Annotated in this window: 13 protein-coding genes and 1 pseudogene; 9 read left to right on the top strand and 5 right to left on the bottom strand. The window is 52.9% G+C overall.

Translation table 11 applies throughout. The features are described 5' to 3' along the window. Window positions 1–132: 132 nt before the first annotated feature. Together GEI7105_RS0120100 and GEI7105_RS0120105 are read left to right on the top strand one after the other, a co-directional pair. Window positions 133–1,365 (top strand): RNA-guided endonuclease InsQ/TnpB family protein, encoded by a 1,233-nt coding sequence (locus tag GEI7105_RS0120100; RefSeq protein WP_017658518.1) that lies wholly within the window; start codon window positions 133–135, stop codon window positions 1,363–1,365. A gap of 45 nt (window positions 1,366–1,410) precedes the next feature. Next, on the top strand, window positions 1,411–2,517 hold the full coding sequence (locus GEI7105_RS0120105) for a hypothetical protein (RefSeq protein WP_017658517.1): 1,107 nt from the start codon (window positions 1,411–1,413) through the stop codon (window positions 2,515–2,517). A 274-nt stretch (window positions 2,518–2,791) separates the two neighbouring features. On the opposite strand, the gene GEI7105_RS0120110 is transcribed toward GEI7105_RS0120105, so the two are convergent. Next, the gene (locus tag GEI7105_RS0120110; protein ID WP_017658516.1) at window positions 2,792–3,154 is read right to left on the bottom strand and encodes a nucleoside triphosphate pyrophosphohydrolase; all 363 of its coding nucleotides are present in this window, start codon (window positions 3,152–3,154) and stop codon (window positions 2,792–2,794) included. A gap of 774 nt (window positions 3,155–3,928) precedes the next feature. Here GEI7105_RS0120110 and GEI7105_RS0120115 point away from each other — a divergent pair. The 5 genes from GEI7105_RS0120115 to GEI7105_RS0120140 all read left to right on the top strand — a co-directional run bounded on the left by GEI7105_RS0120115 (window position 3,929) and on the right by GEI7105_RS0120140 (window position 11,531). After that, window positions 3,929–6,103 (top strand): DICT sensory domain-containing protein, encoded by a 2,175-nt coding sequence (locus tag GEI7105_RS0120115; RefSeq protein WP_026097813.1) that lies wholly within the window; start codon window positions 3,929–3,931, stop codon window positions 6,101–6,103. Window positions 6,104–6,207: 104 nt separating this feature from the next. Beyond that, window positions 6,208–6,636, top strand: coding sequence for a photosystem I reaction center subunit II PsaD (locus GEI7105_RS0120120; protein WP_017662216.1), 429 nt, complete (start codon window positions 6,208–6,210; stop codon window positions 6,634–6,636). A gap of 703 nt (window positions 6,637–7,339) precedes the next feature. Then, window positions 7,340–9,310, top strand: coding sequence for an AMP-dependent synthetase/ligase (locus GEI7105_RS0120125; protein ID WP_017662217.1), 1,971 nt, complete (start codon window positions 7,340–7,342; stop codon window positions 9,308–9,310). Between the two features lie 61 nt (window positions 9,311–9,371). Then, complete coding sequence (locus GEI7105_RS0120130) at window positions 9,372–9,821, top strand: YlqD family protein (protein ID WP_017662218.1); 450 nt, start codon at window positions 9,372–9,374, stop codon at window positions 9,819–9,821. 387 nt (window positions 9,822–10,208) lie between these two features. Beyond that, the gene (locus GEI7105_RS0120140) at window positions 10,209–11,531 is read left to right on the top strand and encodes a dihydrolipoamide acetyltransferase family protein (RefSeq protein WP_026097814.1); all 1,323 of its coding nucleotides are present in this window, start codon (window positions 10,209–10,211) and stop codon (window positions 11,529–11,531) included. A 448-nt stretch (window positions 11,532–11,979) separates the two neighbouring features. Here the strand turns inward: GEI7105_RS0120140 and psb32 are convergent, their stop codons facing one another. After that, window positions 11,980–12,699 (bottom strand): photosystem II repair protein Psb32, encoded by a 720-nt coding sequence (gene psb32, locus GEI7105_RS0120145; RefSeq protein ID WP_017662221.1) that lies wholly within the window; start codon window positions 12,697–12,699, stop codon window positions 11,980–11,982. 243 nt (window positions 12,700–12,942) lie between these two features. Here psb32 and serS point away from each other — a divergent pair, with 243 nt between their 5' ends. Together serS and GEI7105_RS31565 are read left to right on the top strand one after the other, a co-directional pair. Beyond that, window positions 12,943–14,223: a serine--tRNA ligase gene (serS, locus tag GEI7105_RS0120150; RefSeq protein ID WP_017662222.1), complete on the top strand. Its 1,281-nt coding sequence runs from the start codon at window positions 12,943–12,945 to the stop codon at window positions 14,221–14,223. 209 nt (window positions 14,224–14,432) lie between these two features. Further along, window positions 14,433–15,729, top strand: a pseudogene (locus GEI7105_RS31565) (RNA-guided endonuclease InsQ/TnpB family protein). 269 nt (window positions 15,730–15,998) lie between these two features. Here the strand turns inward: GEI7105_RS31565 and GEI7105_RS0120160 are convergent. From GEI7105_RS0120160 to GEI7105_RS31575, 3 genes are read right to left on the bottom strand one after another with little or no spacing between them, the layout of a single operon-like run. Beyond that, complete coding sequence (locus GEI7105_RS0120160; protein WP_017662223.1) at window positions 15,999–16,385, bottom strand: response regulator; 387 nt, start codon at window positions 16,383–16,385, stop codon at window positions 15,999–16,001. 14 nt (window positions 16,386–16,399) lie between these two features. Next, complete coding sequence (locus GEI7105_RS33725) at window positions 16,400–19,990, bottom strand: PAS domain-containing protein (protein WP_017662224.1); 3,591 nt, start codon at window positions 19,988–19,990, stop codon at window positions 16,400–16,402. After that, on the bottom strand, window positions 19,968–22,013 hold the full coding sequence (locus GEI7105_RS31575) for an ATP-binding protein (protein WP_017662225.1): 2,046 nt from the start codon (window positions 22,011–22,013) through the stop codon (window positions 19,968–19,970). The genes GEI7105_RS33725 and GEI7105_RS31575 overlap by 23 nt, the downstream gene beginning before the upstream one ends. Window positions 22,014–22,404: the final 391 nt, after the last annotated feature.

Genomic DNA, 22,404 nt, shown 5'->3' on the forward strand with positions numbered 1-22,404 from the left:
CACTGCTCTCAAAACCGGCGATCGCCGAACGTTACCAAAAATCTGGGTCTAAAGCCTCGCCCCTTCGACTTGGCTCAGGGCAAGCCTTCTAGGGCGACTTTCATCAAGTCACAACTGTACTACAATATGAGTATGTTAGTCCGAGAAGCCAAACTCAAAGACGGCAGTGCCCAGCAGTATCAAGCCCTCGACGAAGCCATCCGTACCGGACAGTTCGTCAGGAACAAATGCTTGCGGCTGTGGATGGACACTCGTGGCTGTACTCGCGCCCAAATGCAAGCCCTGTGTAAAGATTTAGCCAAGGAATTTCCCTTCGCCAAAAAACTCAACAGTATGGCGCGACAAGCCCACGCCGCTCGCGCTTGGCAAGCCGTCAACCGCTTCTATAAAAACGGCCGGGAAGGGGTTAAACCCGTCGGCTATCCCAAGTTCAAAAAACACAGCCGCTCGGTGGAATACAAAACCTCCGGTTGGAAACTCTCGGACGATGCGAAAACTCTCACTTTCACCGATGGCTTCGCTGCCGGAACCTTCTCTCTCTACTGTAACAGTGCGGCACGAGAAGATATTCTCCGCAGCCAAATCAACCGAGTGCGAGTGGTTCGTCGTGCCGATGGCTACTACGCTCAATTCTGTCTCGATATCGAACGTCAAGAACTGGGAAACTACACCGGAAACGTCCTCGGCATCGATTTGGGACTGACGTATTTCGTCAAAGACCAGAACGATAATGCCGTTGCCTATCCCCAGTATCTCCGAAAATCGGAGCGACGGTTAAAGCGATTGCAGCGTCGCCTGAGTCGCAAACACCGTAAGGGCAAAAAACAATCTGCCAACTCTCACAAAAACAGGAAACAGTTAGGTAGAGCGCACCTCAAAGTTCAACGCCAGCGCAAAGACTGGGCGATAAAACTCGCTCGGGCGCTTGTGGCATCTCACGAGGTCGTGGCGTATGAAGATTTGCCGGTGCGAAATTTGGTGCGAAACCACCATCTGGCTAAGTCGATTTCCGATGCAGCTTGGAGTCAGTTCTCTGATTTTCTCGACTACTACGGGAAGGTTTGGGGTAAGGCAGTGGTAGCAGTTAATCCGGCATTCACCAGTCAAGATTGCTACCAGTGCGGTCGCCGGGTTAAAAAATCTCTCAGCACTCGCACTCACGAATGCGTTTGTGGGGCGAAACTGTGCCGGGATACCAACGCGGCTATCAACATCCTCAATCGAGGGTTGGAAATGTTAGGAATCAGTACCGAAGGGCATTCGGAAACTGCCTGCGTTTCGCAGGAAACGCCTGGGGAGACAAACCCCGCTGCTGTCGATCGGCAACGGTTGGCAGTAAGGGTTGTCACCGAACCAGGAATCTAGAACCGTGAGGTCTGGAGAATCCCCACGCCACAAGGGCTGGGGAGTATGTCAAGTCACGACGCACCCATCGACGAGGCCGCACGGCGATTTTTCACTCGCGCTAACTGTCCCGTGTTGACCGACATCGAGATCGCGTGGGACGGTGCGGGAAACCCCCCGACCGTGTATCCCAATCCCTTACCGGACTTGTTCGCCACCGAACCGCTCGTGTTGTTCGGACAGACGGACAATCGCGGTTCGGGACGCCTGACGATTTCGGGACGACAAGCCGACGGAACGCGATACGAAGAGACGCTGCTCGTCGAGTTTACGGAAAACAGCAATCCCGCCATCGCTCAGTTATGGGGACGCGCTTGTTTGAAGTCCCTCTCGAACCAAACCTTCGAGGTGACACACCACACGATCGTCCGAGAAATGATCCAAACGGCGTTAGAGTACCAATTGCTGTCGCCGTATACAGCGTTTGTCGCGGTCGGTCCAGAGCGATCGCAAGTTGTAGACTTGTCCCCCAGCGTCTGCGCCACCGTTCCCACTCTACTTCCCGACGGAACGAGTTATCGAGAACGAGATTTCGGACGTTCGGTGTCGTCTTCATCTGCGAAACAAACTCCGCTGGCTGGGCGAGGAGATTCGACGCCTCGAGTCATCCGTTCCCGCATCACCCCGTACTCGAACGTCAGTCGAGAGCGATCGCGCTGCCACGCTTCTGGGTTTACAGACGATTGGGTCGCCGATTTTCGCGGCCGAGGTAGTATCTCGCATCCGGCGGCGACATCGATGGGTTTGCCAAACGTCATCTCTTTAAAGACTGCCATGTCGAACCTCGGATTAGAAATCGAAGTCGGTCGTATCGCCGGATTCGAACTCAATACCTTAGAAAACCATCGCGCCCTCGCCAAGCTCGAACAGAGTTTGCACGCCCTCCAGTATTTGCCGAAATTAGGCGCGTTCCAACTGATTTTCGGTTTGATCGTGCGCGACGGTCGAGTGCGGACGGCAGTATGTCGGCGATCGACCGTTGACAGCATCCTTCATTCTTGCGACTTGCAGCGACTACCGGACATCAAACACGCGGTCGAACAGGTGCTGTTAGGTTGGACGTTACCGCCGTATCTCTGTGGCGAAGTTTCGATCGAATTAAATTTCCGTTAATCGATCGGACGAGAACACGGAAGACACTGTTAACAGTCCGCTGCCTTCACTGGCGACTGGTGACTGTCAAAAAGCCTCCTCATCTCTCCGTCTCCCTAAGTGGTGCAGAAAACTTTTCGAGATCTAGGATTGACAAAACACATAAAACCTGTATTGAGACTCGAGCCAGATCCCCGGCATCTTGGAGATGCCGGGGATCTCCGGCAACCATTTACCGATCTGGGATTTTGCGGCCAACCCTGTTAATACGGCGATCTCTTTTCTAACAAGGGTTTCAGGACTTTTCTGTACCACTAAGCTCCGTCTCCTCATCATCCTCCGTCCACAGCAACTTCAGCCGTTGGCGAAATCCCCCTCGTTCGTCGCGGCGTTGTTGCTGTTTGGCTGAAACCGTGGCGCGATCGATCTCGTAGGTTTCCAGTAAGGCGTCGATCGCTTCCGACAAATCCGCCAGTTCCCGAATTAATTCGGCGTCGTCCCTAGCTTCAGCGGCTTCGATGGCTTCCTCGACGAGTTTGTCCCGCAAGGCTTGGCGGTAGTCCGCGATGTCGAGACGTTCGACACCGCAGCGTCGTCCCGATCGGCGAACGATTTCGGGGATGCGATCGCGTACCAGTTTTTGAGGTTCTCGGCGCATAGGAGGTTGACATCCTCTCCCAGCAACCCTATCGGGTATGCAGGGAGATTCCCTGGTTCACACCAAGGATTTCCTGCTTCTCAACCTCTTGACTAGACTTGAACTCAGATAACTTCAAGTCCCCGCCAGAACGATTCCACAGGCTTTTTGTTTTACGTCCACTTGGTGCCCCCAAGCCGGACGGATCTGATTTTGGGTTTTGGGCTTTATGCTCTATACAGGAGGACACGGGTGGCGAACCGAGTTCGCCACCGTGAGATGTCCGTGTTGCCAGTGTCTTAACCGTTACTTCTGGGCTGCCTACTGGATGAGCTATCCGTATGTTTTCAGCGTGTTACCACCTTATCAATTATATTTGATGGCTCGTTTCGGCGCTATCCCCTTCTCTCGCTCTCGCATTGTTCAGGGGACGCACATCAACTCACCGCCGCTTCACCACCAACCAAGCCTATTGGCTATGGTTGGAGCGCTGCGACGAATCTTGGTAGATTTGACCGCGACTTTGGCTGGTGCCAACCTGTCAGAGCAAGTTGGATCGTTGAAGGAAGAATCCCCACGCCGTGATAGCTGGGGAGTGTCAAAGCGGGGTAATGCAGGGCGATCGCAGACTTATCGCGTCCTCGACTGCCAGAGGTGAAGGCGCAGCGACGGCAGTTTCGGGTAATGTAGATATAAGCTCGCCTATCTGGAGCCATCGTCGGTGAGTCTGGCGTTTTTCGTCGAACTGGGTTCCAAACTTTTCACGACGCCTAGCGCAAGCGGTTACAAACATCGATGAGCGTAACGACTTCCATATTGGAAGATTTGCTGCAAGCCCTCCCGAACCTGCGATCGCAGGTGTATTTCAAGTCTTCGCTGATCGCGCTGTCTCACGCCATGGAAGACCAAGTGTTGGCGAGCGACGATCGCCCCTTGGTGGTGGCCAGTTTTCAACGAGAGCGATTTTACCGCATCGAAGCCAAACGATACCTCAAAATTGCCCGAGCGACACCACAAGTTTACGTTCTCGCCGCCCCAGAGAGCGAATTTGCCAATCGCTCCCTCGAATACGAAACCATCGCCTTCGATCCTGGCGAACCCCTCAGCCAAGAATGGAACCTGGTCGTCTTAACTCGGAATTACGGAACCTGTCTCGTCTGCCAAGAACGACATATCCCCGACGGCGAAACCAGTTGGTTGAAAAAAACGGTTCTCGATCTCGATCCGGCTCGACGGTTTGAAGGAATTTGGACTTTCGATCGCGACGCCAGTCTGTTCGCAGCCGATCGCCTGCTCGATCGCATCCTCGTCTACCGCCCCGAACTGGCTGAAAAAGTCGCCGACGCACGGGAAACCTATGGCATCGACAGCCAGGGCCTCGAACCGTCTCCCGAAACCGTGCCTGCGAAATCCCAGCGCGATCGCCTAGTTTTAACGGACAACCCACCCAGCATCAACCCCGGACCGTTTGCCGAACGGCTGATCGCCTACTTGCAAGCCGGACAGTACAAACTGCTCAAAGCCTACCGTTCCATCTCCGCCCAGGAGGAAAAAGAACGCCTCGTCAACTCCATCACCTCAGCCATTCGCGAATCCCTCGATCCCAACGAAATCTTAGAAGTGGCGGTCGGCGAGTTAGGACAAGCACTCGATGTCTGCCGTTGCTCGATCTACCGCTGTAAAGACAACGACGTCACCACCACCATCGCCCACGAATACGCTCGTCCCGAGGTATCCTCCCTGGTGGGCGAAACCTGGCAGTTACGAGATAACCCCTTGTTTCGGGAAGTCGCCACCCGTAAAACGGGCGCGTATGTGGACGATACCAGCGAGGCGAGCAACGCTCTCGTCCGCACGATTTCGCAACTCCTCACTCGGTCTAGCGAGACGGGGTCTTCTGGCCTCGGCGACTCAGAAGCCTTTCGCATCAGTACCGCAGAAGGAAAACACCCAGAGGTGCGATCGACCTTTGCCGAACTCGTCGAACGCTGGGAAATCGGCGCCTGGTTGATGATGCCCGTGCTATATCGCGACCGTCTCCTCGGAATTATCGAGTTACACCATTGTCGCGGTTGTCCCCACGCCTGGGGCGAAGACGAATTGGCTTTGGTCAACACCATCGCCACGCAAATCGGGACGGCGTTGATTCAAGCGGAAACCTACGCTCACCTCGAAGACCTCAACCAGCAACTCGAAGCCTTAGAACGGACGCGCAGCAATTTAATTGCCATTACGGGACACGAACTGCGAACGCCCCTCTCGACGATTCAAATTTGTCTCGAAAGTCTGGCCAGCGAACCGGATATGGCGCCAGAACTGCGGCAAGTGATGCTCAATACCGCCCTGGCCGATGCCGATCGCCTGCGAGAATTAGTACAGGACTTTTTGACCCTGTCTCGCTTTGAAAGCGGACGCGTCGAGTGGCATTTAGAACCGCTCTCGTTACGGGAATGTGTGGATTTGTCTCTCAGTAGCGTTCACACCCGTTACGATCGCGATCGCTTACCCGAACTCGTTATCGACGTACCGGAGGAGTTACCCTTGGTGCAAGCTGACGGGGAATGGCTGGTACAGGTTCTCAGCAAACTCCTCGATAACGCCTGTAAGTTTACGCCCGATGACGGTACGATAACCGTTCGCGCCCACCCGAGCGGTTATCGTACCGTTAAAGTGACGGTAGCCGACACGGGACGAGGTATCGAACCCGATCGCGTCGAAGCCATCTTCGAGCGGTTTTACCAGGAAGAAGGGGCCCTGCGCCGCACCACTGGCGGCACGGGGTTGGGACTGGCAATCTGTCGCCAAGCCATCCAACGCTGGGGCGGCCAGGTGTGGGCGGAGTCGGAAGGCAAGGATCGCGGCAGTCGATTCCACTTTACAATTCCTATCCTCGAAGACGGGCGCAACTCACACCGCTCCCCCGGACAATCCAAAGGGGTTTCGGCGTCCTCGAAGCGTCGGAGATCGTGAGGGGGCGATCGTGAAAACTGTTACATTTGTTGACGATATCGATCGCCCTTGCGGAAGTCGGTGATAGGATGCCGATCGAACTCTTAAATCTCGTTCGATAAACTATGGCAGAAGAACTCACTGGAAAAACTCCGATTTTCGGTGGTAGCACGGGCGGTTTGCTGACCAAAGCGGACGTCGAAGAAAAATACGCCATCACCTGGACCAGTTCTAAAGAACAAGTTTTTGAAATGCCCACCGGTGGTGCGGCGATCATGAACGAAGGGGAAAACTTGCTGTACTTGGCTCGCAAGGAGCAGTGCCTGGCTTTGGGTACGCAACTGCGGACGAAGTTCAAGCCTAAAATCGAAGATTTTAAAATCTATCGGATTTACCCCAACGGTGAAATGGAATATCTCCATCCGAAAGATGGTGTGTTCCCTGAAAAAGTTAATGAAGGCCGTCCCTTCAATAACAAGGTCGATCGCAACATCGGTAAGAATCCCGAACCCGCTAAACTGAAGTTCAGCGGCAAGCAACCCTTCGAGGTTTAGGCTTCGATTTCAGGTTGAGTTTGGAGAATGTGGAGAGTTTTTTACTCTCTACATTCTCTTTTTTGGAAGGCTTCTAGGTTTGCTTTACAAAATGTAGCTGAGTTTACGTAATATGTCTCGATCGATGTATAAAAATATTTTAAAAACTCAAAAATGGGAATTCAATAAAAAATTCTTTTCAGATTTCTGAATTCTATTCTGTGTAGAATGTTCGTCCGATCTTGATGGTTTGTTGGGTATTTCCACTCTAAAATAACCATTTTGTATCTACGTTCGATAAAATAAATTTATATTATATTTGATAAATCCTGCCAAAACCTAGAGCAGTTTTATAGCGTATTGAGAACATTCAAACTATCGCCAAACAATAATATCATCAAATCTTATATTTCTCGATCGCTCCCTCCCCCTCCCCATAACGGCGATCGATCCTTAATGGTGCAGAAAAGTCCTGAAACCCTTGTTAGAAAAGATATCACCGTATTAAAGGGTTGACCGCAAAATCCCAGATCGGTAAATGGATGCCGGGGATCTGACTTGAATCCTAATACATATTTTATGTATTTTGTCAATCCCCCGATCTCGAAAAGTTTTCTGCACCACTGAGGCGATCGATCTCACCGCTGTCACACCCGCTCCAGAGTTTCCGTAAATCCGCGCAGATATTAAAGTTGAAAGAAATTCGCAATCATTCTCATCTATCATGAATCGAGCCGTTGTCTCTCACCGAGAACTGACCGATCGCGAACGGGTCAACTTCAACAAAGGCAGTGATTACACGCAAATTAACGCACTGTCAGAAGTTTGGGCGATCGCAGCCGACCGATTCGGCCAACTCACCGCCTTACACGACCCACACCACTACGACGACCTCCGCCTCAGTTACCACAAACTCTGGCAGCAAATTCGCCAATTTGCAACCGGATTGCAAAGCTTGGGGATACAATTGGCTGACGAACCGCCTCGCGTGGCTTTATTTGCCGAAAATAGCCCCCGTTGGCTCGTCGCCGACCAAGGAATTATTGCAGCGGGTGCGGCGAACGTGGTGCGATCGAGCCAAGCCGATCGCGACGAACTCCTCTACATTTTCCAACACAGCCAAAGTTCGGGACTCGTCGTCGAAGATTTAGCGACTCTCGATAAACTGCGATCGGCCACTGACGACAGCCTCAAATTGAACGATACCTTAACCTGGGTGATATTGCTCTCGGACGAAACGCCACCTGAAGAAATGCCGTTTCGAGTCCTAAACTTCACCCAACTGATGGAAATTGGGGCTTCGGGAGACTTTCGATCTCCCGCCGTCACGCGCGAGACTCTCGCCACCCTCATTTATACCTCGGGAACCACAGGGCGACCGAAAGGTGCAATGCTAACCCACGGCAATTTCTTGCATCAAATTAACGCCTTTCGCAGCGTGTTTCCCCCCGAACCCGGCGATCGCGCCCTCAGCATCCTCCCCAGTTGGCACGCCTACGAACGCACTTGTGAATATTACCTCCTCTCTCAAGGTTGCACGCTAATCTACACGAGCATTCGCCACTTCAAACAGGATCTCAAACAGCACAAACCTCACGTGATGGTAGGCGTTCCGCGACTGTGGGAATCGATTTACGAAGGCGTGCAAAAAACCTTCCGCCAACAGCCGCCGAAAAAACAAAAACTCGCGAACTTCTTCATCGATATCAGCGAACGCTACATCGAAGCGAAACATCGCAGCCAAGGCTTGAGTTTGGACGCCACGCCCCCGTCAAAACTCCAACGCCTTAAAGCCAAAGCCAAAAAAGCCGCCCTATCTCCCCTCCATCGCCTCGGCAGTAAATTGGTGTATTCTAAGGTTCGTGCGGCGACGGGAGGTCACGTCAAATATCTCATCAGCGGCGGCGGGTCGTTAGCCCGCCATATCGATACCTTTTTCGAGGTTATCGGTATTAACCTCCTCGTCGGCTACGGCTTAACCGAAACTTCACCTGTATTGACCGTGCGGCGGGCGTGGGAAAACTTACAGGGTTCTTCTGGTCTCCCGGTCATCGACACGGAAATCTGCATCGTCAATCCTGAAACGCGGGAAGTTTTACCCGAAGGCGAAACGGGTTTGGTGTTGGCGCGCGGTCCGCAAATTATGAAAGGGTATTACCGCAACCCGGAAGCCACCCAAAAGGCGATCGATCCTCAAGGTTGGTTCGATACGGGCGATTTGGGGCGTTTGTTACCCGGTAAATACTTGGTGCTGACCGGACGCGCCAAGGATACCATCGTTTTAAGCAACGGGGAGAACATCGAACCGCAACCGATTGAAGACGCCTGCGTGCGGAGTGCTTACATCGACCAAATTATGTTGGTGGGACAGGATCGCAAACAACTCGGCGCGTTAATCGTTCCCAACTGGGAAGCGTTGACGCAGTGGGCGACGGAACAGGGGATATCCGTTAACGCGGAGGCGACGCCTCCTGTGGATATCGAGGGCGATCGCGTGAAGAAACTGTTTCGCGGGGAACTCAACCGGGAGGTGAAGAACCGCCCCGGCTACCGCACCGACGATCGCATCGGGCCGTTTTGCTTGATTCTCGAGCCGTTCTCGATCGAAAACGGTTCGATGACGCAAACGCTAAAAATCAAACGGCCTGTCGTTCGGGAACGCTACCGCGATACGATTGACAAGATGTTCGAGTAAGCGAGTCTGCCGGTCTCGAACGGACTTTCGACCTTTTGTATACGACAGCTTTTAAAGATTCATGGAACTCGACAACTCGAAACTACTCCTGAAACGGAACGTTACGATTAAAGCGATCGTGACGCCTCGATGGAAAGAAGAAGCCCAAGAGCAACTGCAAAAGCAGATCGATCGCTTCGACAGCCAGCTTCAGCAGCTCGAAATGCAAGCGCAGAAAGCTGTCACAGAACTAAAAACGCAAGGGCTTCAACCGCCCGGACCGCAAGTGCAGCAACAAATCGACAACATTCAAATTCAAGTCAACCAGCGTAAGAGCCAGTTGCTCGAACAAAAAAATCAAGTGTTACAGCAACTGCAACAAGTCGAAACCGTCGAACTCGATCGTGAGGTCAACCAAGGACAAATTGAAAGTCTGTTTTATGCCGGTCAGGGCGATAATTTAATCCAAAAATTACAAACTGAAATTGTAATTAAAGACGGAGAAATTATCGAAGTTCGCGGCGAACTGTAAAAGGGAGAAAAGAAGGACAAGGGAGACAAGGAGAAAAAAAGGGAGAAACTGTCAACTGATTTCCCCCCCTTTTACAGTGAACAGTGAACAGTGAACAGTGAACAGTGTTTCAGTCACCAGTCACCAGTCACCAGTTAAAACAGTTGACAGGTAACAGTTTCTCCCCCTCTCCCTCTCTCCCTCTCTCCCTCTCTCCCCCTCTCCCTCTCTCCCTCTCTCCCTCTCTCCCTCTCTCCCCCTCTCCCCCTCTCCCTCTCTCCCTCTCTCCCCCTTTCCCCCTCTCCCTTTCTCCCCCTCTCCCTCTCTCCTCTCACGTCCGCGACATGGTATGTTTGGGTATTTGCAAACGGTAGTTTTCCTCAAGTGTAGAGCGCGGGAAGTCCCCTTATGATCCACGAAATCTTCATGCCTGCCCTAAGTTCCACCATGACTGAAGGCAAAATCGTCTCTTGGACGAAATCCCCAGGGGACAAGGTGGAAAAAGGCGAAACGGTGGTTGTCGTCGAGTCGGACAAAGCTGACATGGATGTGGAGTCCTTCTACGAAGGGATTCTGGCGACCATCGTTGTCGGAGAAGGCGAAGTCGCCCCCGTCGGCGGAACCATCGCCCTGTTAGCCGAAACGGAAGCGGAAATCGAAGAAGCCAAGCAAAAAGCCCAGCAACAGCAACAAGGGCAACCCCAGACGGCGGCCGCTTCGGAAACGCCGTCAACCCCCCAACCGACTCCAGCCGCAGCGACGGCACAAAACGGCGCGTCTCAAGCGGCGGCTAGCGGACAAAATGGCGGACGCATTGTCGCCTCTCCTCGCGCCCGGAAGTTAGCCAAAGAGCTGAAAGTCGATTTGAACGGGTTGCACGGGAGCGGTCCTTACGGTCGTATCGTGGCGGAAGACGTGCAAGCAGCGGCCGGACAACCCGTCCAACCAACTGCAACGGCAGTTGCACCGATGCCCTCAGCTCCCGCTCCGTCGGCAGTTCCCTCGGTTCCGGCGCAAGCCCCCACGACAACGGCTCCGGCTGCCACTAGCGCCCCCTTGGGTCAGGTGGTTCCGTTCAATACGCTGCAAGGGGCAGTGGTGCGGAACATGACGGCGAGTTTGCAAGTGCCGACGTTCCACGTGGGTTATACCATCACCACGGACAATTTAGATGCCCTGTACAAGCAAATTAAGTCCAAAGGTGTGACGATGACGGGGCTACTGGCGAAAGCCGTGGCGGTGACGTTGCAGAAACACCCGTTACTTTACGCCAGCTACACCGAACAGGGCGTTCAGTACAACAGCAACATTAACGTGGCGGTGGCGGTGGCCATGCCCGGAGGCGGCTTGATTACGCCGGTGATGCGCGATGCCGACCAAATGGATATTTACTCGCTGTCTCGGTCGTGGAAGGATCTCGTGGCGCGATCGCGATCGAAACAACTGCAACCGGAAGAGTACAGCACGGGAACCTTTACCCTGTCCAATTTGGGAATGTTCGGGGTCGATCGCTTCGATGCGATTTTACCCCCCGGACAAGGATCGATTCTCGCGATCGGTGCCTCTCGTCCCCAGGTTGTGGCCACGGACGACGGCATGATGGGTGTCAAACGTCAAATGCAAGTGAACATTACCTGCGACCACCGCATTATTTACGGTGCAGACGCGGCGGCGTTCTTGAAAGATTTGGCAGACCTCATCGAAAACAACCCGCAATCTCTGACGCTGTAAGATTGTTTCCTCGCGGTCTAATCGGGTGCATCTCAAAAATGTCAAAAATGTAAATTCATCGGATACGAGCTGACCTACTCGATCGTGCTACGTACCGCTGACGCTTTCCGAGCGGCTGTTGGGTTCCACTCCGGTCCACCCGCGGACGGCAGCGTTGCCGAAGTCCACCCTACCCAGAGCTTCGTGTTTTTACATCTATTGAGATGTACTCTTCCTCGGGTACATCTCAATTTTGTAGAATTACCCCTCCACCTTCGGCTCCTCCCCTTAGCAAGGGGAGGATGGGTGGGGTTTTTATTGCAAAACTGGGATGCACCCCTCTTCCTCTTTCTCTCTGGGAGAGAAATTTAGGGAGAGAACCGAAAAAAATTATCGCAGCAAAAACCCCAGTTTGTTAGTCAACAAGCTGGGGTTTGACAGATTTTTTAAATCGTTAAAATCGAATTTTTTACTGATATAAAACGAAATAGGTGACCATCGGAATAACCGTCGCCGCAATCAACAACACGACAACAACGGTGGTCGAATTGCTTTTTTGGGCTTCGGTTTCTTCTGCCGTGGCGAAGGTTCCTTCGACTCGAACGGTGTTGTTTAAATCGGGCGCACCGGGGTCGGGTTCGCCGGACAATACGGCAACTAAACGATCTTTGGCGTCCAAGAACGCCTCGTTATATTTGTCCCCTTCGATGAGTGGATACAACAGCGTTTCTTGGGCGACACTTTCAGCAATTTCTGGGTTGAGGGTTTCTGCCGCCGCCTCTCCCACGCGAATCGCGGCGTTGTTCGTCACCACGTCGAGGGCGAGTAATACTTGATTCGCCTGGGCTTCTGGGGTGGGAAACCATTTCTCGAAGAGGGCGTTTGTGAAACTTTCGATGGTTTCGCCGTAATCTAAATGGCGAATTGTCACGGCGCGCACTTCGGTTTCGGTGTCTTGGCGAAGTTTGTCGAAGGCTTTGCTGAGTTGGCTTTCGTTAATGCGGCTGATGGCGTTGCCGTCATCGATAACCCAGGTGGGATCGCCCGGAGACAGGAAGGGCATATCGTAAACCCCCGTAGCGGAGGCAGGTGTGGCGATCGCAAACACGGCGATCGCAGCCAATATCGCCAACCCCATACCCCGGAGGTAGCGTTGACCGAGTTCGATCGATTGGAGGAGCTGTTTCATGGCGTATCTTCAAAAACTCTCGAGCAGTAAGTAATACTAGGATACCGATGGGCTTTCTCATTTCCGACGCGCGATCGCGCGAACTTTACAAATTCACGCGATCGCACAGATGCAGAGGGAGGGCAAAACCTGATAGTTTAGAGGGCGGATCGTCGTGTCGCGACCGACAACGGACGACCGCGAACCGATCGCTCCTCGACGCTTTATCGGCAGTTCACGACTTTACTTACCTCTTCGCGAATCGTGCTAGACATCAAACTCATCCGAGACAACCCTGAAGCCGTCCGAGATAAACTCGCCCTGCGCGGGGACGGCTACGATATTACGGAGATCGTCGAACTCGATCGCCAACAACGGGACTTAGAAACGCAGCGATCGCAACTGCAAGCCCGCAGCAACGAAATCGGGAAAGCGATCGGGCAAAAAATCAAATCGGGAAGCGATCCCAAAGGCGAAGAGATTCAAAGTCTCAAAGCCGAAGGAAACCAGGTTAAAACCCAACTGAGCGATCTCGAACCCCAAGAGAAGGAACTCAAAGCCCAACTCGAAACGCTGTTGCTGAACCTTCCCAACCTTCCCAGCGATTCCACGCCAATCGGAAAAGACGAAACGGAAAACGTGGAAATTCGCCGTTGGGGAGACGAACACAAACCCCAAAACGAGAAAATTCTGCCCCACTGGGACATCGCTGAAAAGATGGGGATTCTGGCGGTCGATCGCGCCGTAAAAGTCGCCCAAAGTCGCTTCGTCGCCCTCCTCGGGGCGGGCGCAGCCTTGGAACGAGCGTTGATTAGCTTCATGCTAGACCGACAAATCGCCGCCGGATACACGGAAGTTATCCCTCCCTTCCTCATCAACAGCGCCTCGTTACAAGCCACGGGACAACTGCCCAAATTCGCCGAAGAAAGCTTCAAATGCGACTCTGACGATCTCTGGCTGACGCCGACGGCAGAAGTTCCCCTCACCAACCTCTATCGCGACGAAATTCTCACCTCCGACGAGTTACCGATTTATCACTGCGCCTATACTCCCTGTTTCCGTCGCGAGGCGGGAAGCTACGGGAAAGACACTCGAGGACTGATTCGACTGCACCAGTTCAACAAGGTGGAATTGGTGAAAGTGGTGCGCCCAGCAACCTCGGAAGACGAACATCAATCGTTGGTACGGGATGCCGAGGCGATTTTACAGGCGTTGAAACTGCCCTATCGCGTCATCGAACTCTGCACGGGAGATTTAGGCTTCGGCGCGAACAAGTGCTACGACTTAGAGGTATGGTTGCCCGCCTCGGGAACCTATCGCGAAATTTCCAGTTGCTCGAATTTTGGAGATTTCCAAGCGAGACGGGGTAACGTTCGCTTTAAGGAAAAAGGGAAAAAGGGAACCCAATACGCCCACACCCTCAACGGTTCGGGATTGGCGATCGGTCGCACGATGGCGGCGGTGTTGGAAAACTACCAGCTACCGGACAACACGATTCGCGTTCCCGAGGTATTACAACCCTATTTGGGACGGGAAGTGCTGTGAGCTACCCCACGTCAAATCAAAGATTATGACGGGGGCTTCGCGTCTCGTCCGCCGAACGGTTTGGGAATCCCCGACCTCAGCGAAGCGGGTCGGGGAGGATGTCATTGACCGGGACGCCAACAAGCCCCGTCCTTCAAGGGCGGGGTGAGAGATGTGGCGGCTTCAGCCTAGCTACGGTAAAATGATACTGCGCTAATGAGTATCAAGTTGTGTTTGTCCTCGAATACAAAGTTAATCCCAAGTCTCACCAAGTTCAAGCCATCGACGAGGCAATTCGGACGGCTCAGTTCGTTCGCAACAAAGTCCTGCGTTACTGGATGGACAATCGAGGCGTGGGGAAAGCTGAGCTATTTCGGTACAACACGCGACTCAGAAAAGAGTTTAAGTTTGCGGTGCGACCCCGCGCCGTCGTACGGCGCTAGGGAACGCGCACCAAGAGAAGTTGAAGAACTGAACTCTCATGCTTGCCAGACGGCGGTCGAGCGAACCCTGAGAGCCATTACTCGTTTTTACGAAAACTGTAAAAGTAAGGTTAAAGGTAGGAGGGGTTATCCTCGATTCAAGCGAAATACCCGTTCGGTCGAGTACAAAATCTCGGGATGGAAGCTGTCAGAAGATCGCAAGCACATTGTCTTTACCGACAAAAAAGGTATCGGACATTTACGTTTAATCGGTTCGAGAGATTTAAATTATTATCACCCCGAACAGATTAAGCGAGTCAGAATTCTCAAAAGAGCCGATGGCTATTACGTTCAGTTCTGCATTAAGCTCGATCCGAGACTGACGGTATCCAAACCTTTAACCCCCTCCCAGAAAACGGTAGGAATCGATGTGGGATTAAAGTATTTTCTAGCAGACAGCCAAGGAAATACCGAGCCGATTCCTCAATTTTACGAAGTCGCCGCAGCCGCAGGAACCTGCGTCCTGCGGAACGGCGACCGGAAAGCCGAAAAGCAACTCAAACGACTCAACCGCCAAAAATCTAAAAAGTTCCGTAAAGGAAAATCCCAATCTCATAACTATCAAAAAGCTAGACAGCGATATGCCCGCAAGCATTTAAGAGTAAGTCGGCAGCGAGAAGAGAACGCCAAGAGAGTGGCGCTCCGCTTAATCCAATCTAACGATTTGGTGGCCTACGAAGACTTAAATGTTGCAGGGTTAGTCAAGAATCGCCATCTAGCGAAATCGATTAGTGATGCGGGATGGACGCTGTTTCGTCGGTGGCTAGACTACTTTGCGGACAAATACGGGAAAATAGCGATTGCCGTACCGCCCCACAACACGAGTCAAAACTGTTCGAGTTGTGGGAAAAAGGTACATAAGTCTTTATCGACAAGAACCCATGTTTGTCCCCATTGTGGCTTCGTCGCCGACCGTGATACAAATGCGGCGATAAACATCCTTAAATTGGGCTTGAGTAGGGTGGGGCGCACCCGAATTCACGCATCGGGAGAGATTCCCTCTTGGTTGGTTGGAGAGATCCTGTCAGCTAATGGAAACTCATAGAACGATGAATCCCCCTGCCTTTCAGGCGGGGGAGAACGTCAACCTTCTGATTATAGGGAAGGGAGCAAAGCCCACGTCTTTTAAGCGTGGGACGAACGCGTCGGAGCTTTTAAGCTCCGTATTAAACCGTTCCTTGTGCCTCAATATACTTCTTAATCGTCGGGTGCATCTCAACAATGTAAATCTATACGAGAGAATAAGGATTTCAGACTCCAATTCTCATGTTTTTGCAAAACTGAGATGCACCCCTCAGCGAACTCGACCACCCTTCAATCTAACTCTAAACCCAGTACGTCGATGGATTTTTTTAACACCTCTTTCGGTCGAAACGGTTTTGTCATATACAGATCTGCTCCCGATTCCATGCCTTTATTTTTATCAAATTCCTGCCCTTTTGCCGTCAACATAATAATATAAACCTCCTTGAGATCTCGGTTTTGCTTGACCGTTTGGCACACTTCAAACCCGTTCTTTTTCGGCATCATGACATCCAAAAATACGAGTTGAGGCTTTTCTTTCTCTATGATATCCAAGGCTTCCATGCCGTTTTGAGCTGTAATCAACTCGACCCCTTCATCTTCGAGATCTTCTAAAGCCTGTTCGAGTAAAATCCGAATATTTGGCTCGTCATCAACAATTAACACTTTCCGCTCCATTAAAACTTCTCCCCTTAACGAGATTCTTGTCGATCGCCGAGTAACACGAACAAAACGTTTTCTAACCCTTTCTCGAACCGCAATGTTTTAACGATATCGTGTTGCTGAAAGAAATCAGAATCGATCGCAATAATATCGGGTTTGAGCGAAAGAGCCTTTTCAATGCACTCGAGATCGGTCGAGGCTTCGGCGACGCTATACCCTTGAGCCGCCAACACTTCTGAGAGAACTTTCAACGCAGAGGCATCGCGATCGACCACCAACACCTTTTTCTTCGACGATCCCTGAGACAGCAACGACCCCACTTCTCGCAACAGCCCTTGGCGATCGATGGGTTTGGTTAAATAGCGATCGACCCCCACGCGAACCCCCCGCTCGCGATCTTCAATAATCGACAACACTAAAATGGGAATCTTCATCGTTTGCGGCTCGTTCTTCAACACCGCCGCCACGTCGAACCCGTCGATATAGGGCATCATCACGTCGAGAACGATGAGATCGGGGCGCGATCGCTTCACTTGGGCGATCGCTTCCACGCCGTCTTTGGCCTGCTTCACCTGATAACCTTGAGCCTCGAGGGACTGGCGCAACAACTCCCGCACGTGTTCGTCGTCGTCCACCACCAAAATCGTTTTCTGCGATCGCGCCGCGTTCGTCTGGCCACCTGTCGCCGTATGTTCCTGTAACTGCTGCATCAACGGCGCAATGTCGATGTTCGGCCGGCCTTCAAGCAACAGGCGTTCTGACGGATCGCCGATCGGTAGGGTAAACGAAAACGTGCTACCTTCGCCGAACTGACTTTCTGCCCAAATCCGACCGCCGTGGTGTTCGAGAATTTGCTGGCAAATAGGCAACCCCAACCCCGTTCCTTTCGGTTTGTCGGTGAGGGTTTCGCCGACTTGCTTGAACTTATCAAACACTTTATCGATATCTTCAGGGGCGATACCGATTCCCGTATCCTGTACGCTGAGACAGAGATAATTGTCGCGATGTTCGACGCGACAGGTAATCGTCCCTTCGTCGGTAAACTTCACGGCATTCGAGAGTAAGTTGATGACCACTTGAATCAATCGATCGCGATCGCCGTAGATTTCCGGTAAATCCGGTTCGACTTCGCGTCGGATCTCGATATTCTTCCCGTCGATTAACGCCGAGGTTGCAGCCAAAGCGCGATCGAGCAACTCTTCAGCAGAGAGGAGCGTCATGTTCCACTCCACCTTCCCGGCTTCCATTTTGGCGATATCCAACACGTCGTTGATCAACACGGTCAGTCGCTCGGCTTCCGAGATAATGATGTCTAAATTTTGCCGGACGCGCCGCACGTGTTTTTGAACCTTGCGATCGCCCTCCAACACCAGCGGAAACACGGACTCTTCGAGTTTTTCCTGTACGATCGAGGCAAACCCCAACACCGACGTCAGCGGCGTTCGCAACTCGTGAGACACCGTCGAGATAAAGTCAGTTTTCATGCGATCGACTTCTTTCTCGAGGGTCACATCTCGAATCAAAATCACCGAACCGCTCCAGAAATTATCGTCTTCAGACGTCTCTTTAAAAACGTTTTTCGCCAACGCCTGACCGGTGCGATTTTCCGAGAGGGGAAGTTCTGCGGTCAACACCTGTTCCGAGGGAGTTTTCTGAACGCGATCGACGAGGGTTGCCACTTCCAACAACCCGCATTCGGCACAGGTGCGATCGATTAAATTCCCTTCAGCCACCTCGAACATCGAGCGTAACTTCGGATTGAAGCGCGTAATGCGTCCGGCGGTATCGGTGACGAGCAGGCCGTCGGCGAGGTTGTCGATAATGGCACTGAGGTCGGCCAGAGTCCGTTGAAGTGTCTCTTCTGCCTGTTGTCGCTCGGTTACGTCTTCTGCGGTGACGACGACACCGATGGCCTGTCCCGCCTCGTCCCGCAACGGGATGCGGTTCGTATCCAAATATCGCACCGTTCCATCGGGCTGGGGCAGCAGCGAGATCGTGTGATATTCGGGCGTGTTAGTGTCCATGACGCGGCGATCGCAGGTGACGTATCCCTCAGCCGCCTCCTGCCAGGGCATATCGCGATCGGTTTTGCCGATCAGCGCTGCGACCGAATCGAGCCCGGCCTGGTCGGCTACCCGTCGGTTGCCGCCGAGAAACACGGCGTCGCGATTTTTCCACACCACCAGTTGAGGAATGCTGTCGATGACCAGTTGCAAGAACTCCTTCGAGGCTTGCAGTTCCCGCTCGACCCGTTTGTACTCGCTCATATCCCGCGTCGCCGTGGCTAAACCCATACACTGACCGGTTTTCGGATGAGTAATCGTAAACAGGTTGTAATCGACGGGAATCGGTTCGTCAGTTTGAAAGTGCCGAAATTGAACTTCGCCGCGCCAGCGACCGGTTTCAAAGGCGACGGGCAACACCTGCTGCTCGATGTATTGAAACGTTTCGGCGGGGAAAAACTCTGACAGGCGACGGCTCGTAACGTCCTCGTCGGGGGAAATTCCCAAGGTCTGGCGTCCGGCGGCGTTGACATAGCGTGCGAAGCCGTTTAAGCCGGCCACTCCGATAATGTCCGAGCTGTTTTCGACGAGAGACACCAGCAGTTGTCGTTCTTCTTCGATCGCCTTTTGTTCGGTGCAGTCGTTAAACCAACCGTACCAGACGACGGTTCCGTCCTCTTGTCGTTCGGGGCGGGCCCGCGCTTCCATCCAGCGCACGGCTCCTGACGGCATGGTCATGCGTCCTTCCCACTCCCAGAGGGCGAGGGTTCGTGCCGATCGCACCACGGACTCGTCAAATTGTCGGCGATCGTCGGGATGGATGCGATCGATGAGGTGAGCGGCGCTTCGTTCGATGTCGCGGGGAGACAGTTCGGCAAAGGCATCGTTGCCAGCGGAAAAATAGGGAAACGAGATCGACCCGTCGGCATCGAGGCGGAACTGGTAAATGACGCCGGGAACGTTGGTGGCGATACGCTCGATTTGCTGCTGGTTTTGTTGGCGCAGGCGATCGAGCATTTCGGCTTGTTGGATGGCCACGTCGAGATGTAGGGCGATTTGACGGGCGAACTCCACGTCTGACTCGCTCCAGGCTCGGGGCGCGCGGCATTGGTGGACGCACAACAAGCCCCAGAGTTCGTCGTTTTTATTGAGGGGAACCACCAGATTCGCCCGTACTTGAAACCGCGACAAAATGTCGACGTGGCAGTCGCTCAATCCAGCGTCGTAAATGTCGGTGACGGCTTGGACGCGGCCGCGGACGTAGTCTCGGGCGAACTCTCCACCGAAACAGTAATCGCGCACTCGGGCTGCTAAGGCCGAATCGTAACCGGAGGCGACATCTTCGGCGATGAATTCGCCGTCTTGGTTGCCGCTTTCGGAAAACCAGCGAAAGATTCCCACGCGATCGGCATCGAGGAGTTGTCGGACTTCACGGGTCGTCGTCCGAAAGATTTCCTCGAGGTCGAGGGTGGCGCGAATGTTGGCGATGACGTTCGAGAGGGCAGTTTGTCGGCTGAGAAAGGAGTGTTCGAGAGCGGACAAGCGCGATCGCAGTTCGGCGATTTCGCGATCGCGGTCGTCGCGGAATTGGGGGTTAGGGTTCGCGAGATCGGACATCGGCTTCAACGTGAGAGGAACCGGAGCGATCGCTCTGAGATCGCTCGTCGAGTTTGAGAGATGCGAGATAGAGCTTGATTAATATCGGCATCGACATCAGCATTTGGTAAATCCGCTCGGGAGAAAAATGCTGAATTTCGGGATTGTAGCGAGCGAGGCGCTCGACGAGGTGTTGGTAACGCGTCGGGTTGCGATCTTGAAAGCGCACGATCGCGGCCGGATCGACCGATCGCGACGACGCGATCGAGGCTTCTACCTCGTCGGGATCGCCGGAAGCTGCTAGTGAGGGTAAGGTTTCTCTGAATTCCGGTGCTAGCGGGAGCCAAATCTCGAACTGCGTCCCTTTGCCGGGTTGGGAGCGACAGTCGAGCCGCCCGCCGTGTTTGTCGACGACGACTTGACGGCTGATGGCTAACCCGAGACCGGTTCCTTTACCGAGAGCTTTGGTGGTAAAGAATGGGTCGTAAATTTGTTTGGCTACATCTTCGTCCATGCCCGGGCCGTTGTCTGCGATCTGAATCACTGCCCAACGGTCGTCGCGAAATTCTGTACCGAGCGAGATCGTGGGTTGGGGAATTCCCGCTTCTTCCATTGCGTCGATGGCGTTGGCGATAATGTTGACGAAGACTTGGTTGAGCTGTCCGGCAAAGCAATCGACGAGGGGCAGATCGCCGTAATGTCGCTCGATTTTGACTTCGGGACGGCCGCCTTTGGCTTTAATGCGGTGGTTGAGGATGAGGAGGGTACTGTCGAGACCTTCGTGCAGGTCGGTGGGTTGGGTACTGTCGCGATCGATGCGGGAGAAGTTTCTTAAGGACTGAACGATCGCGCGAATGCGATCGATACCCACTTGCATCGAAGACAGCAGTTTGGGCAGGTCGTGGTTGAGAAAATCGAGGTCGATTTCGTCGAGAAAGTCTTCGATGTCTTCGTCGGCGTTGGGGTAGCGTTGGCGATAGAGGAGGATGAGGCCGAGGAGGTCTTGGATGTAATCGCAGGCGTGACTGAGGTTGCCGTTGATGAAGTTGACGGGGTTGTTAATTTCGTGGGCGACGCCAGCCACCATCTGCCCCAAACTCGACATTTTTTCGCTCTGGACGAGGTGAGTTTGGGCTTGTTGGAGTTCTTGGAGCGCTGCTTGAAGTTGTTGGGCTTGCTGTTGGGCGCGATCGGCGGCGTCGCAGCTGCGATTGTAGAGCAGGGCTTTTTCGATGGCGATCGCGGTTTGGACGGCGAACAGGGTCAGCAGTTTGAGATGTTCGGCGCTATAGGTCAGGGCGGGGTAGTGGGAGACGGCTAGAACGCCGATGGTGCGTTCGCGGTAGCAGTGCGTGATACTTTCGCGCACTACGAGGGGAACGCAGAGCAGAGACCCCAGTTGGCGATCGCCCGCTTTGGCTCTGGGATCGAGGATTACATCGTTGACGATTTCACTGCGTCTTTGACGGACGATGTCGCCGAGAATGCTCTCGTCGAGTGCGAGGGAGTTTCCCCAGGGCAGGATCGTGCCACTTTGGAAGAGCAGGTGGAGGTGGCGAGCCTCGTCCAGACTTTCAGTGGCACCGTCGGGTTCGCGGGAGTGGGGTAAAGCGCTATCGAGCAGCCAAATCGAGCCACTCGTTAAAGGCATCGAGGCTTGAATTTCTTGTAAGACGAGCTTGGCAATGGTTTTGAGGTCGAGGCTTGCTGTAATTTTCGTGGCTATTTCATAAAACAGGTCGAGTTCTTGATATCGTTCTAAAAGTTCGCGAGCTAGTGATTTTTTTTCAAGTTCTCGTTGAAGTGAAAACACTAAGAGATCGGCGACAATACGACTGTTATCATCCCCGAAAACCCATCCTAAGACGGTATCCGAGATTTCAATATTATGTCGAATGGGAGATATGGTTTTACCCGTTTCGAGTAAGATATTTTGGTAAGTATCGACAATTTGAAACGGTTGGGGTAACGTTTCAGCTAGGCGATCGAGCAGCGATCGCACCTCGGGTTTACTTGTAATTTTTCTTAAAGTCAAACGCGCCATGAGCTTTTGGAAAAAATCGACAGAGTCCCTGACCTGACTCGGAGAGGGGCGTTTGCTTGCAAACGCTATTTAGTCAGTCTAAACGATGTCAAAAATTTCAACCGGAAAAAGAAAGGTCTAAATTGCAGTTTTGTTGCGTTTGAATGATGCTGGAGTCCCGATCGCTCGATATTGCCGAAATTTAGCCTGCGATCTAACAGAATTTGTTGAGATTAAGTAGATAAGTAAATTTTATGAAGATCTACAACAATTTCTGTCGAAGCTGCCCTTTTTCGCCATTTCACTCATGGTAATTTGTATAAGGATGATACAGAATGTAGCGCCATCTTTAAAGACTCTAAGTAATATTACGAATCGCTGGCATCATAACTATCAGGGACTCTGGTTGTGA

The sequence above is a fragment of the Baaleninema simplex PCC 7105 genome (assembly GCF_000332355.1).
GTDB lineage: Bacteria > Cyanobacteriota > Cyanobacteriia > Cyanobacteriales > Geitlerinemataceae > Baaleninema > Baaleninema simplex.

Excerpts from the sequence above, each read along its gene's own strand:
- GEI7105_RS0120125 (WP_017662217.1), top strand. The coding sequence starts at position 7,340 with ATGAATCGAGCCGTTGTCTCTCACCGAGAACTGACCGATCGCGAACGG.
- GEI7105_RS0120115 (WP_026097813.1), top strand. The coding sequence starts at position 3,929 with ATGAGCGTAACGACTTCCATATTGGAAGATTTGCTGCAAGCCCTCCCG.
- GEI7105_RS33725 (WP_017662224.1), bottom strand. The coding sequence starts at position 19,990 with ATGTCCGATCTCGCGAACCCTAACCCCCAATTCCGCGACGACCGCGAT.
- psb32 (WP_017662221.1), bottom strand. The coding sequence starts at position 12,699 with ATGAAACAGCTCCTCCAATCGATCGAACTCGGTCAACGCTACCTCCGG.
- GEI7105_RS0120130 (WP_017662218.1), top strand. The coding sequence starts at position 9,372 with ATGGAACTCGACAACTCGAAACTACTCCTGAAACGGAACGTTACGATT.
- GEI7105_RS31575 (WP_017662225.1), bottom strand. The coding sequence starts at position 22,013 with ATGGCGCGTTTGACTTTAAGAAAAATTACAAGTAAACCCGAGGTGCGA.
- GEI7105_RS0120100 (WP_017658518.1), top strand. The coding sequence starts at position 133 with ATGTTAGTCCGAGAAGCCAAACTCAAAGACGGCAGTGCCCAGCAGTAT.
- GEI7105_RS0120120 (WP_017662216.1), top strand. The coding sequence starts at position 6,208 with ATGGCAGAAGAACTCACTGGAAAAACTCCGATTTTCGGTGGTAGCACG.
- GEI7105_RS0120110 (WP_017658516.1), bottom strand. The coding sequence starts at position 3,154 with ATGCGCCGAGAACCTCAAAAACTGGTACGCGATCGCATCCCCGAAATC.
- GEI7105_RS0120105 (WP_017658517.1), top strand. The coding sequence starts at position 1,411 with ATGTCAAGTCACGACGCACCCATCGACGAGGCCGCACGGCGATTTTTC.
- GEI7105_RS0120160 (WP_017662223.1), bottom strand. The coding sequence starts at position 16,385 with ATGGAGCGGAAAGTGTTAATTGTTGATGACGAGCCAAATATTCGGATT.
- GEI7105_RS0120140 (WP_026097814.1), top strand. The coding sequence starts at position 10,209 with ATGATCCACGAAATCTTCATGCCTGCCCTAAGTTCCACCATGACTGAA.